Below are 12,851 nucleotides of genomic sequence, written 5' to 3'. Positions count from 1 at the left end.
ATCCGGGCGCCCCTGGCGCCGACCCGGGCCGGATCGAGCCGCGACCTGGGGCTGATCGGGCGCCGACCCGGATCGGGCGCCGACCCGGATCGGGCGCCGACCCGGATCGGGCGCCGACCCGGATCGGGCGCCGACCCGGATCGGGCGCCGACCCGGATCGGGCGGCGGCCCAACGGCCGCAGCACCAACTCGGGCCGTCCCCGCACCGACCGGGGCAAATCCAATCGTCCCCGAGCGACAGCCATGGCTAATCGTGGGTGTTCATGACGAAGGCCCCGGTGTCCGCCCTGGGGAAGGGAGGGCGCCGGGGCCTTCGGATCAAGCTGGTGGACTCGCACCCGCGTGGCGAACGCAGGCCGCGTGCGAATCCGGGAGTGCCGGGCGGGAGCGGATGAGAGAGGGCCCGCTCTGGGTCCTTCCGGCGGTCAGATCAAAAAGGAGGTTCAGCCCTTGAGGGACGTGACCTTGGAAGCAAGCGCCGACTTCTTGTTGGCGGCCTGGTTCTTGTGGATGACGCCCTTCGAGACGGCCTTGTCGAGCGCACGCGCGGCAGCGCGCTGCAGCTCGGTGGCCTTCTCGACGTCACCCGCGGCAGCGGCCTCGCGGGCCTTGCGGATCGCGGTCTTCAGGGAGGACTTGACGGCCTTGTTGCGCAGCCGAGCCTTCTCGTTGGTCTTGATCCGCTTGATCTGGGACTTGATGTTCGCCACGAAGGAGCCTTTTCAGGTTCTGGTGCGGGGCCGCGCGGGTCCCGTACCGGTGATCCAAAATTTCTCTGACGCGCCTCGTGCTGAGAGGGCACGAGGCACAGCCATCTACAGTACCAGTGGCCCTGCGAGCGGCCCAAAACGGTGCCCGGTCCCTCCGCGTGGGACCATGGAGACTACGTATCGATCCGACCCGAGGCATAAGGCGCCTCAAGAGACAGGACCCTGCGTGCCCGCGACCCCTAACCATGTGCCCGAGCCGAGCCGTACCGACCCGGCTCTGATCCGCAATTTCTGCATCATCGCGCACATCGACCACGGCAAGTCCACGCTCGCCGACCGGATGCTCCAGCTGACCGGTGTGGTCGAGCAGCGGCAGATGCGTGCTCAGTACCTCGACCGGATGGACATCGAGCGTGAGCGCGGAATCACGATCAAGTCCCAGGCGGTGCGTCTGCCCTGGGCCCCCACCGAGGGCCCCGATCAGGGCACGACTCACATCCTCAACATGATCGACACCCCGGGGCACGTCGACTTCACCTACGAGGTCTCGCGGTCGCTCGCCGCCTGTGAGGGGACCGTCCTCCTCGTCGACGCCGCCCAGGGCATCGAGGCGCAGACCCTCGCCAACCTCTACCTGGCGATGGAGAACGACCTCACGATCATCCCCGTACTGAACAAGATCGACCTGCCGGCCGCCCAGCCGGAGAAGTTCGCCGAGGAGCTCGCGAACCTGGTCGGCTGCGACCCGGAGGACGTCCTCAAGGTCTCCGCCAAGACCGGTCTCGGCGTCGACGCGCTGCTGAACAAGGTCGTCAAGGAGATCCCGGCGCCGGTCGGGGTCGCGGACGCGCCCGCCCGCGCGATGATCTTCGACTCGGTCTACGACTCCTACCGCGGTGTCGTGACGTACGTCCGTGTCATCGACGGCCAGCTCAACAAGCGTGAGCGCATCAGGATGATGTCGACCGGTGCCACGCACGAGCTGCTGGAGATCGGCGTCAACTCGCCCGAGATGCTGCCGGCCGACGGCCTCGGTGTCGGTGAGGTGGGCTATCTCATCACCGGTGTGAAGGACGTCCGGCAGTCCAAGGTCGGTGACACCGTCACCAGCCAGAGCAAGGGGGCGACGGAGGCGCTCGGCGGCTACAAGGACCCGAAGCCGATGGTCTTCTCGGGGCTGTATCCGCTGGACGGCTCCGACTACCCCGAGCTGCGCGAGGCCCTGGACAAGCTTCAGCTCAACGACGCCGCCCTGGTCTACGAGCCGGAGACCTCCGCCGCCCTCGGCTTCGGCTTCCGCGTCGGCTTCCTCGGCCTGCTGCACCTGGATGTGATCCGGGAGCGGCTGGAGCGCGAGTTCGGTCTCGACCTGATCGCCACCGCCCCCAACGTGGTCTACCGCGTGATCATGGAGGACGGCAGCGAGGTCACGGTCACCAACCCGAGCGAGTTCCCCGAGGGCAAGATCGACGAGGTCTTCGAACCGGTCGTACGGGCGACGATCCTCGCGCCGACCGAGTTCATCGGCGCGATCATGGAGCTGTGCCAAACCCGGCGCGGCACCCTGCTCGGCATGGACTACCTCTCCGAGGACCGCGTCGAGATCCGCTACACCCTTCCGCTCGCGGAGATCGTCTTCGACTTCTTCGACCAGCTGAAGTCCAAGACGCGCGGTTACGCCTCCCTCGACTACGAGCCCACGGGCGAGCAGAGCAGCTCCCTGGTCAAGGTCGACATCCTGCTGCACGGCGACAAGGTCGACGCCTTCTCGGCGATCACCCACAAGGACCAGGCGTACGCGTACGGCGTGCGGCTCGTCGCCAAGCTCAGGGAGCTGATCCCGCGGCAGAACTTCGAGGTGCCGGTGCAGGCCGCCATCGGCTCCCGGGTCATCGCCCGCGAGACCATCCGCGCCATCCGCAAGGACGTCCTCGCCAAGTGCTACGGCGGTGACATCTCCCGTAAGCGGAAGCTGCTGGAGAAGCAGAAGGAAGGCAAGAAGCGGATGAAGATGGTGGGTTCCGTGGAGGTTCCGCAGGAAGCCTTCATCGCCGTCCTGTCCAGCGATGACAGCGCGAGTTCGGCCAAGAGCAAGAAGTAACCATCGGTAACATCGGGCTGCGTCCGTAAACCGGACACACAGGGGCCTGTCATGCGAAAGCGTGGCGGGCCCCTACGCGTGCGTTGCGTCGCTCTCCGTGGAAAGTGACAGGCCGATGCCCCTTACGCAGCGGGCGGTCGCGCCTTACTCTGATCCCTGCTCGAATAGTTACTCGCGAGTTAAACAACAGCGATACAACAGCTCGAACCCCCACCGTGAGTTAACCCAGCCGCACCGAGTACAGCCGCACCGTCGCGGGCCCGGAGGATGTCGTGAGCGACACACAGACCCTGATCGAGAACCGTCCGCCGTCCGTGGCGGCCCTCTTCCTGGAGCGCGTGGCGGCCACACCGGACGCCGAGGCCTACCGCTACCCGGTGGCCGCCGCGTCCGGCCAGGGCCCCGACGACTGGAAGTCGCTCAGCTGGGCGCAGGCGGCCGAGCGGGTGTTCGCGATCGCGGCCGGCCTCATCGAGCTGGGCGTGCAGCCCGAGCAGCGGGTGGCGCTCGCCTCCTCCACCCGGGTCGAGTGGATCCTCGCCGACCTCGGCATCCTGTGTGCCGGCGGCGCCACGACCACGGTCTACCCGCAGACCAACGCCGACGAGTCGGCCTTCATCCTCTCCGACTCCGAGAGCCGGGTGCTGATCGCCGAGGACGCGGCCCAGGTCGCCAAGGCGGTCGAGAAGCGCGCCGAACTGCCCGACCTGACCAAGGTCGTCGTCATCGATGCGGCCGACGTCGAGACGGACGACTGGGTCATCACCCTCGCCGAGCTGGAGCGACGCGGCGCCGCCTACCTGGACCAGCACCCGGAGCTGATCAAGGAGCGGGTCGGCGCGATCACCCGGGACCAGCTCGCCACCCTCATCTACACCTCCGGCACCACCGGCCGCCCCAAGGGAGTCAGGCTCCCGCACGACAACTGGGCGTACATGGCGAAGGCGATCGCCGCGACCGGCCTGATCAGCGGCGAGGACGTGCAGTACCTGTGGCTGCCGCTCGCGCACGTCTTCGGCAAGGTGCTCACCTCCGGGCAGATCGAGGTCGGGCACGTCACCGCGGTCGACGGCCGCGTCGACAAGATCATCGAGAATCTTCCGGTGGTGCAGCCGACGTACATGGCGGCCGTGCCGCGCATCTTCGAGAAGGTCTACAACGGCGTCGCCGCCAAGGCCCGCGAGGGCGGCCCGGCCAAGTACAAGATCTTCCAGTGGGCCGCAGAGGTCGCCCGCGAGTACGCCAAGGTCAGCCAGGACAACTTCCGGCGCACCGGCACCCACGCCGTGCCCTTCGGTCTCGCCGCCAAGCACAAGGTCGCCGACACCCTCGTCTACGGCAAGCTCCGCGAGGCCTTCGGCGGCCGGCTGCGCGCCTGTGTCTCCGGCGCCTCCGCGCTCGCGCCCGAGATCGGCTACTTCTTCGCCGGCGCCGGCATCCACATCCTGGAGGGCTACGGCCTCACCGAGTCCTCCGCGGCCTCCTTCGTCAACCCCGGCGAGGCCTACCGCACCGGCACGGTCGGCAAGCCGCTGCCCGGCACGGAGGTGCGCATCGCCGACGACGGCGAGATCCTGCTGCGCGGCCCCGGCATCATGGAGGGCTACCACGGGCTGCCCGAGAAGACCGCAGAGGTGCTGGAGTCCGACGGCTGGTTCCACACCGGTGACATCGGCGAGCTCTCACCCGACGGCTATCTGCGCATCACCGACCGCAAGAAGGACCTCATCAAGACCTCCGGCGGCAAGTACGTCGCCCCGGCCGAGGTCGAGGGCCAGTTCAAGGCGGTGTGCCCGTACGTCTCCAACATCCTGGTGCACGGCGCCGACCGGAACTACTGCACCGCCCTGATCGCCCTGGACGAGATCGCCATCCTGGACTGGGCGAAGGGGAACGGGCTGGACGGCAGGCCGTACGCCGACGTGGTGGCCGCGCCGCAGACCGTGGAGATGGTCGACGGCTATGTGCAGCAGCTCAACGCCGGGCTGCAGAAGTGGCAGACGATCAAGAAGTTCCGGCTGCTGCCGCGGGATCTCGACGTGGAGCACGGGGAGATCACGCCGAGCCTGAAGCTGAAGCGGCCCGTTGTCGAGCGGGAGTACAAGCACCTCATCGATGAGATGTACGCCGGGACCAGGGAGAAGTAGGTCGGTCCCACAGGGGTGGCCGGGGACTGCCGGCGGCTGCGGATTGTCCGGGGTCGCGCGCGCGGTTCCCGCGCCCCTCGGTAAGTTGCGCCCGCGGGCGTTCGAAAGTGGCCGTCTTCTGTCCACTTCGGTGACTCAGCGCTTATAGCCGCCCCCGGTCTGTCACCCTGGCCGCATGGACATGGCGGCCATACCGACGCAGCGGGAGGGCGAGCCCCGGGCCTGGGAGGTGCGGGGGCGGGCCACGCTGCCCGGAAGCCCTCTCGCGCCCGGGGCGGCCCGTGCGCTGGTGCGGGCCGCGCTGGCCGAGGCGTCCGAGGTGTCCCGGATACCGGCGCGGCTCGTCGACGACGCCATGGCCGTCGTCAGCGAACTGGTCACCAACGCCGTCGTGCACGCCGGCACGGACGTGGAGGTCGACTGGCTGCTGGAGGAGACCGGCGCGTTCGTGGTGGAGGTGGGCGACCGGCATCCCTCCCGCGCCCCGCGCGACCCGCTCGGCGGCGAGGCGCCGTACGACACCCCCGAGTGCGGGCGCGGCCTGCGCCTGGTCACCACGCTCGCCGAGTCCTGGGGCGTCACCTACCGCGCCGGCGCCAAGACCGTCTGGGCGCGGCTGCCCCCGGGCGGCGTCGAGGACCCGGACGCCCCCGCCCCGGACGCCCCCCTGGAGGTCGCGGAGGACCTGGCCCCGCAACCGCACCGCGCCCACGGCGACCGGGACTGGCTGGGCCGGGGCGCGCTGTCGTTCCTCGCCGAGGCCTCCGACCTGCTCGCCGGACAGCTCGACGAGAACCTGGTCACCGCCCTCGCCGGCCAGCTCATCGTGCCCCGGCTCGCCGACTGGTGCGCGGTGTGGCTGGAGGACGAGGCGACCCTGCGCGGCGGCGCCGCCGACGGCCCCGACCGGGTCTGGCACGCCAGCGAGAACCGCATCGAGGACCTGCGGTGCGCCCTGGAGAAGGAGCCGCCCTGCCCGCGCGAGGGGCTGCGCTCCGGTCCCGAGCCGTACCCGTGGCCCGGCCATGCGCTCGGACCGCAGGGCGCCGACGGCACGGCGCTGGCGTACCGGCTGATCGCGGGCGGCCGGCCGGTCGGCACGCTGGTCATCGGCCGCACAGGGCTCGCGCGCTTCCCCGACGAGGTCACCGGGCTCGTGGAGGACCTCGGCCGCCGCGTCGCCCTCGCGATCGGCGCCGCCCGCCAGTACGCCCGCCAAGCCACCATCAGCGCCGTCCTGCAGCGCGGCCTGCTGCCCGGCGCGGTCGCCCAGATCCCCGGCGTGAGCAGCGCGCTCGTCCACGAGCCGTGCGACAAGGGCGGCCCCAGCGGCGACTTCTACGACCTGTTCCCGGCCGGCGACGGCCGGTGGTGCTTCGCCGTCGGCGACGTCCAGGGCAAGGGGCCCGAGGCGGCGGTCGTGATCGGCCTCGCCCGCCCCTGGCTGCGCCTCCTCGCCCGCGAGGGCTACCGGGTCGCCGACGTCCTCGACCGCCTCAACCAGCTCCTCCTGGACGACGCCACCGAGGCCGCCGACGCCGCCGCCCGTGCCCTCGTCGCCGCCGGCGGCCGGCTGGCCACCGGGGACGGCCCGCAGACCCGCTTCCTGTCCCTGCTCTACGGCGAGCTGACCCCCTACGACGGCGGGGTCCGCTGCACCCTCGCCTCCGCCGGCCACCCGCTCCCGCTCGTCCTGAGTCCCGACGGCACCGTGCGCACCGCCGCCGGCCCGCAGACGCTGCTCGGCGTGGTCGAGGACGAGACGTACACCAGCGAGACCCTCGATCTGCGGCCCGGCGACAGCCTGCTGTGCGTCACCGACGGGGTGACCGAGCGGCGCTCGGGCTCGCGCCAGTTCGACGACGGCGACGGCCTCGCCCGCGCCCTGTCCGGCTGCGCCGGGCTCAGCGCCGAGCTGATCGCGGAAAGGATCCGCCGCCTGGTGGACGACTTCGGCGGGGGCCCGCTCGAGGACGACCTCGCCCTGCTGGTGCTCCAGGCGGAGTGACCGCCGCCGTACGGGACAATGGAGTACATGCCTTCCGCACTCCCCGACGGCGAGCCCGTCCCCGCCGACGGCGCGCTGCCCGCGCGGGCGCTCGCCGGGGCGGCCGACCGCCCGCTCGGCTTCTACTTGCACGTCCCGTACTGCGCGACCCGCTGCGGCTACTGCGACTTCAACACGTACACCGCCACCGAGCTGCGCGGCACGGGAGGCGTGCTGGCGTCCCGCGACAACTACGCGGACACCCTGACGGAAGAGATCCGGCTCGCCCGGAAGGTGCTCGGCGACGACCCGCGCCAGGTCCGCACGGTGTTCGTCGGCGGCGGTACGCCCACGCTGCTGGCCGCGGACGACCTCGTACGGATGCTGGGGGCCATCCGCGACGAGTTCGGCCTGGCGCCGGACGCGGAGATCACGACGGAGGCGAACCCGGAGTCGGTCGATCCGGCGTACCTGACCACGCTCCGGGATGGCGGCTTCAACCGGATCTCCTTCGGCATGCAGAGCGCGAGGCAGCACGTACTGCGCGTGCTCGACCGGACGCACACGCCGGGCCGCCCCGAGGCCTGCGTCGCGGAGGCCCGGGCGGCGGGCTTCGAGCACGTCAACCTCGACCTGATCTACGGCACCCCCGGCGAGAGCGACGACGACTGGCGGGCCTCGCTGGACGCGGCGATCGGGGCCGGACCGGACCACATCAGCGCGTACGCGCTCATCGTGGAGGAGGGCACGCAGCTGGCCCGCCGGATCCGCCGGGGCGAGGTCCCGATGACGGACGACGACGTGCACGCGGACCGGTACCTGATCGCGGAGGAGACCCTGAGCAAGGCGGGCTTCGACTGGTACGAGGTCTCCAACTGGGCCACCTCGGAGGCGGGCCGCTGCCTGCACAACGAGTTGTACTGGCGCGGCGCCGACTGGTGGGGCGCGGGTCCCGGGGCGCACTCGCACGTGGGCGGGGTGCGCTGGTGGAACGTCAAGCATCCGGGGGCGTACGCGGCGGCGCTCGCCTCCGGCCGCTCCCCGGGGGCGGGTCGGGAGCTGCTGTCCGACGAGGACCGGCGCGTGGAGCGGATCCTGCTGGAGCTGCGGCTGCGGGAAGGGGTGCCGCTGTCCTTGCTGAAGGCGGAGGGGCTCGCGGCGTCCCGGCGCGCGCTGGCGGAGGGGCTCCTCCAGGAAGGGCCGTACGAGGAGGGGCGGGCCGTGCTGACGCTGCGGGGGCGGTTGCTGGCGGACGCGGTGGTGCGGGATCTGGTGGACTGATCACCCTGGCGAGTGAATCCCCCCGGAACGCCGGTTCGGTCCCTAACCTGGTTCGTAGGCTGCCGCCAAAAGGACGCGGCGGATGTGGAGGCCACGGAGATGACCGCTGTGGACGAGCGCGGGATTGCCAAGTTCTTCGAGGAGTTCGAACCTCCCGAGGGCATCAAGGCCGAACTTCTCCGGGGGGAAATCGTGATGATGGCCACGTCTGATCTGGTGCACAACCGGATCGTGGCGGACGTGGTGGACCAGATCCCGCGTAAGCGTTGGGAACGGCTTCAGGTGACGGACGTGGACATCACCGATGAGACCAGCGAGCCCATTCCGGATCTAGTGGTGGTGGAACGTGGTGTTGCGCCGGACTCAGGCCGTCTGCTGCCGTCTCAGTTGGTCACGATGGTGGTCGAGGTGGTCTCCAAGGCCAGCGTCCAGCGGGACTACGAAGTCAAGCGGTCCATCTACGCCGCCGGCGAGGTGCCTGCCTACCTCATCCTGGACCCGATCATGGCGCAGTGCGTCCTGCTGACGAGGCCCGTCGGGAAGGGGGAGCACGCCGACTACCAGAGGCAGCAGATCACCAAGTTCGGGACGCCGCTGCCGCTGGAGGATCTGGAGCTCGAACTGGACACCAGCGAGTTCGGCACCTACCCCGACGTCAGGCCCCACCGCTACCCGTGACGAAGTCGATCAGCTCCTCCACCCGCCCCAGCAGCTCCGGCTCCAGGTCCTTGTAGGACCCCACCCGCTTCAGGATCGCCTGCCACACCGCGCCGGTGTTCTCCGACGGCCAGCCCAGCGCCCGGCACACCCCCGTCTTCCAGTCCTGCCCCTTCGGCACCGTCGGCCACGCCTCGATCCCCAGCGACGACGGCTTCACGGCCTCCCAGATGTCGATGTACGGGTGGCCGACCACCAGCGCGTGTTCACTCGTCACCGACTCCGCGATCCGCCACTCCTTCGTGCCCGGCACCAAGTGGTCCACCAGGACACCCAGGCGGGCGTCCGGGCCCGGGGCGAAGGACGACACGATCGACGGCAGGTCGTTCACACCCTCCAGGTACTCCACGACCACGCCCTCGATGCGCAGGTCGTCGCCCCACACCTTCTCGACCAGCTCGGCGTCGTGCCGGCCCTCGACGTAGATACGGCCGGCGCGGGCCACGCGGGCGCGGGCGCCGGGGACGGCGACCGAACCGGAGGCCGTACGGGTGGGCCGTACCGGAGCCGGGGCCGAGGACGGCCGTACGAGCGTCACCACACGCCCCTCCAGCAGAAAGCCCCGCGGCTCCAGCGGGAACACCCGGTGCTTGCCGAAGCGGTCCTCCAGCGTCACCGTGCCCGCCTCGCAGCGGATCACCGCCCCGCAGAACCCGGTGCCGGGCTCCTCCACCACCAGGCCCGGCTCCGCCGGTACCTCCGGCACCGGCTGCTGCTTCTTCCACGGAGGGGTCAGGTCGGCGGAGTACTGGCGCATTCGAGTGACGATAGGAGAAGCCGCGGACCCGCGCTCACGACACGCCGAAACGCGCCGCCAGCTCCTCGCGTTGCCGGCGTACGAACGCCGCGTCCACCACCGCTCCGTGACCGGGCACGTACAGCGCGTCCTCGCCGCCCAGGGACAGGAGCCGGTCCAGGGCGTCCGGCCAGCGGGACGGGATCGCGTCCGGGCCAGCCTGGGGCTCGTCGGACTCCTCGACCAGGTCGCCGCAGAAGACGACCTCCGGTGAACCGGGGATCAGTACGGCCAGATCGTGCGCCGTGTGACCCGGCCCCACGTTCGCCAGCAGGACCTGCCGGCCGCCCCCGAGGTCCAGCGTCCACTCGCCGGAGACCGGATGCCGGGGCGACACCAGCGCGTCCACCGCCGCGTCGGCGTCGGCGACCGGCAGTCCGTTGCGCACGGCGTCCAGGCGCAGCTCCTCGCGCTCGTGGGCGAACACCGCGTCGACGCCCACCGCCCCGTACACCTCCGCCCCCGCGAAGGCCGCCGCCCCGAGGACGTGGTCGAAGTGGGGATGGGTCAGCGCGAGATGGGTCACACGGCCGCCGGCCAGTTCCTCGGCCTGTGTCCGCAGCCGCGCGCCCTCGGCCAGGCCGGAGCCGGCGTCCACCATCAGCGCCGTTCCCTCCCCGAGGACCAGCCCGGCCGTGCAGTCCCAGCCGGGCAGCCGGCACCGGCCGACCCCCGCGGCCAGCCGTTCCCACCCCAGCTCTTCCCAAGTCACCGTCATACCGTGACGCTAGCCGCATGAGCCGCCGGCGCCGCACCGACCTTGCCCCGGGTGTACCCGACAGCCGTACACTGGGCCGGGGAACGCTGGCACTCGCATGCGAAGAGTGCCAGGCGGACGAACCGCAGGACCGAGTGGAACCGAGGGGACGACGTGCTGGAGGTGCGCGCGGGTGCTGAGTGAACGCAGGCTGCAGGTACTGCGCGCCATCGTCCAGGACTACGTCGGCACCGAGGAGCCGGTCGGGTCGAAGGCCCTGACCGAGCGGCACAGCCTCGGCGTGTCCCCGGCGACGGTCCGTAACGACATGGCGGCCCTGGAGGACGAGGGGTACATCGCGCAGCCGCACACCAGCGCGGGGCGCATCCCCACCGACAAGGGCTACCGGCTGTTCGTGGACAAGCTGGCGGGCGTCAAGCCGATGACCGCGCCCGAGCGGCGGGCGATCCAGAACTTCCTGGAGGGCGCCGTCGACCTCGACGACGTCGTGGCGCGGACGGTACGGCTGCTCGCGCAGCTCACCCGGCAGGTCGCCGTCGTGCAGTACCCGTCCCTGACCCGGTCCACCGTGCGGCACGTGGAGCTGCTCTCGCTCGCCCCCGCGCGGGTGATGCTCGTGCTGATCACGGACACCGGACGGGTCGAGCAGCGGATGGTCGACTGCCCGGCGCCCTTCGGCGAGACCTCCCTCGCCGATCTGCGCGCGCGGCTGAACAGCCGGGTCGCGGGCCGCCGGTTCACGGATGTGCCGACGCTGGTCGAGGACCTGCCGGAGGCCTTCGACCCCGAGGACCGCGGTACGGTCTCGACGGTGCTCTCCACTCTTCTGGAGACACTCGTCGAGGAGAACGAGGAGCGGCTGATGATCGGCGGTACCGCCAATCTCACCCGCTTCGGACATGACTTCCCCCTCACGATCCGGCCCGTCCTGGAGGCCCTGGAGGAGCAGGTCGTGCTCCTCAAGCTCCTCGGCGAGGCGAAGGATCCGGGCGTGACGGTGCGTATCGGGCACGAGAACGCCCACGAGGGACTCAACTCCACCTCCGTGGTGTCGGTCGGCTACGGTTCGGGCGGCGAGGCGGTTGCCAAGCTCGGCGTGGTCGGACCGACCCGCATGGACTATCCGGGAACGATGGGAGCGGTACGCGCAGTGGCACGGTACGTCGGACAGATCCTGGCGGAGTCGTAAGTGGCCACGGACTATTACGCCGTTCTCGGCGTGCGCCGCGACGCGTCGCAGGATGAGATCAAGAAGGCGTTCCGCCGGCTCGCGCGCGAGCTGCACCCGGACGTCAACCCCGATCCGAAGACGCAGGAGCGGTTCAAGGAGATCAACGCCGCTTACGAGGTGCTGTCGGACCCGCAGAAGAAGCAGGTCTACGACCTCGGCGGCGACCCGCTATCGCAGTCCGGCGGCGCCGGCGCGGGCGGCTTCGGCGCCGGTGGCTTCGGCAACTTCTCCGACATCATGGACGCGTTCTTCGGCACGGCGTCGCAGCGCGGCCCGCGCTCGCGCACCCGGCGCGGCCAGGACGCGATGATCCGGATCGAGGTCGAGCTGCACGAGGCGGCCTTCGGGACGACCAAGGACATCCAGGTCGACACCGCGGTCGTCTGCAACACCTGCAACGGTGAGGGCGCTGCGCCCGGTACGACCGCTCAGACGTGTGACATGTGCCGGGGCCGCGGTGAGGTCTCGCAGGTCACCCGGTCCTTCCTGGGCCAGGTCATGACCTCCCGGCCGTGCCCGCAGTGCCAGGGCTTCGGCACGGTCGTGCCGACCCCGTGCCCGGAGTGCGCAGGCGACGGCCGCGTCCGCTCCCGCCGCACGCTCACCGTCAAGATCCCGGCCGGCGTCGACAACGGCACGCGGATCCAGCTCGCCGGTGAGGGCGAGGTCGGGCCGGGCGGCGGTCCGGCCGGTGACCTGTACGTCGAGATCCACGAGCTGCCGCACCAGACCTTCCAGCGCCGCGGCGACGACCTGCACTGCACGGTCACCATCCCGATGACCGCGGCGGCGCTCGGCACCAAGGTGCCGCTGGAGACGCTGGACGGCATGGAGGAGGTCGACATCCGGCCCGGCACCCAGTCCGGCCAGTCGATCCCGCTGCACAACCGGGGCGTCACGCATCTGCGCGGCGGCGGCCGGGGTGACCTGATCGTGCACGTCGAGGTGCAGACCCCGACCAAGCTGGACCCGGACCAGGAGCGCCTGCTGCGCGAGCTGGCCAAGCTGCGCGGCGAGGAACGGCCCCAGGGGCAGTTCCAGCCAGGACAGCAGGGGTTGTTCTCACGGCTGAAGGATGCGTTCAACGGGCGCTGAACCGTCGCCGGTGGAGGTGTGACGGGGTGCTTCGGCACCCCGTATGCCATTGGTTTATGCCATCGGTC

10 protein-coding genes are annotated in these 12,851 nt (G+C 70.8%); 7 read left to right on the top strand and 3 right to left on the bottom strand.

All coding sequences use genetic code 11. From position 1 onward, the window contains the following. Positions 1-443: 443 nt before the first annotated feature. Positions 444-710: a 30S ribosomal protein S20 gene (gene rpsT / locus ACZ5NH_RS10385; RefSeq protein WP_067006864.1), complete on the bottom strand. Its 267-nt coding sequence runs from the start codon at positions 708-710 to the stop codon at positions 444-446. 226 nt (positions 711-936) lie between these two features. On the opposite strand from rpsT, the gene lepA reads away from it, so the two are divergent. The 5 genes from lepA to ACZ5NH_RS10360 all read left to right on the top strand — a co-directional run bounded on the left by lepA (position 937) and on the right by ACZ5NH_RS10360 (position 8,904). Continuing rightward, complete coding sequence (lepA, locus tag ACZ5NH_RS10380; RefSeq protein WP_388622234.1) at positions 937-2,811, top strand: translation elongation factor 4; 1,875 nt, start codon at positions 937-939, stop codon at positions 2,809-2,811. A gap of 272 nt (positions 2,812-3,083) precedes the next feature. Continuing rightward, positions 3,084-4,958 (top strand): AMP-dependent synthetase/ligase, encoded by a 1,875-nt coding sequence (locus tag ACZ5NH_RS10375; RefSeq protein WP_468774135.1) that lies wholly within the window; start codon positions 3,084-3,086, stop codon positions 4,956-4,958. A 181-nt stretch (positions 4,959-5,139) separates the two neighbouring features. Beyond that, positions 5,140-6,966, top strand: a complete 1,827-nt coding sequence (locus ACZ5NH_RS10370; protein WP_468774239.1) for a SpoIIE family protein phosphatase — start codon at positions 5,140-5,142, stop codon at positions 6,964-6,966. Positions 6,967-6,993: 27 nt separating this feature from the next. Continuing rightward, positions 6,994-8,226 (top strand): radical SAM family heme chaperone HemW, encoded by a 1,233-nt coding sequence (gene hemW / locus ACZ5NH_RS10365; protein WP_468774133.1) that lies wholly within the window; start codon positions 6,994-6,996, stop codon positions 8,224-8,226. 99 nt (positions 8,227-8,325) lie between these two features. Continuing rightward, entirely contained in the window at positions 8,326-8,904 is a 579-nt protein-coding gene (locus ACZ5NH_RS10360) for a Uma2 family endonuclease (protein ID WP_468774237.1), read from the top strand. Here the strand turns inward: ACZ5NH_RS10360 and ACZ5NH_RS10355 are convergent. After that, the gene (locus ACZ5NH_RS10355; RefSeq protein WP_451551282.1) at positions 8,882-9,700 is read right to left on the bottom strand and encodes a DUF3097 domain-containing protein; all 819 of its coding nucleotides are present in this window, start codon (positions 9,698-9,700) and stop codon (positions 8,882-8,884) included. The genes ACZ5NH_RS10360 and ACZ5NH_RS10355 overlap by 23 nt on opposite strands. 34 nt (positions 9,701-9,734) lie before the next feature. Then, complete coding sequence (locus tag ACZ5NH_RS10350) at positions 9,735-10,457, bottom strand: MBL fold metallo-hydrolase (protein ID WP_468774131.1); 723 nt, start codon at positions 10,455-10,457, stop codon at positions 9,735-9,737. Between the two features lie 172 nt (positions 10,458-10,629). Between ACZ5NH_RS10350 and hrcA the strand changes: the two genes are divergently transcribed. Continuing rightward, entirely contained in the window at positions 10,630-11,646 is a 1,017-nt protein-coding gene (gene hrcA, locus ACZ5NH_RS10345) for a heat-inducible transcriptional repressor HrcA (RefSeq protein ID WP_450984474.1), read from the top strand. Further along, positions 11,647-12,783 (top strand): molecular chaperone DnaJ, encoded by a 1,137-nt coding sequence (gene dnaJ / locus ACZ5NH_RS10340; protein WP_388622220.1) that lies wholly within the window; start codon positions 11,647-11,649, stop codon positions 12,781-12,783. It abuts the gene before it with no gap. Positions 12,784-12,851 lie beyond the last annotated feature (68 nt).

It is taken from the genome of Streptomyces sp. NPDC031426 (assembly GCF_055581585.1).
The sequence above is the reverse complement of the archived record's forward strand: the minus strand, read 5'-3'. Positions and strand labels throughout refer to the sequence as shown.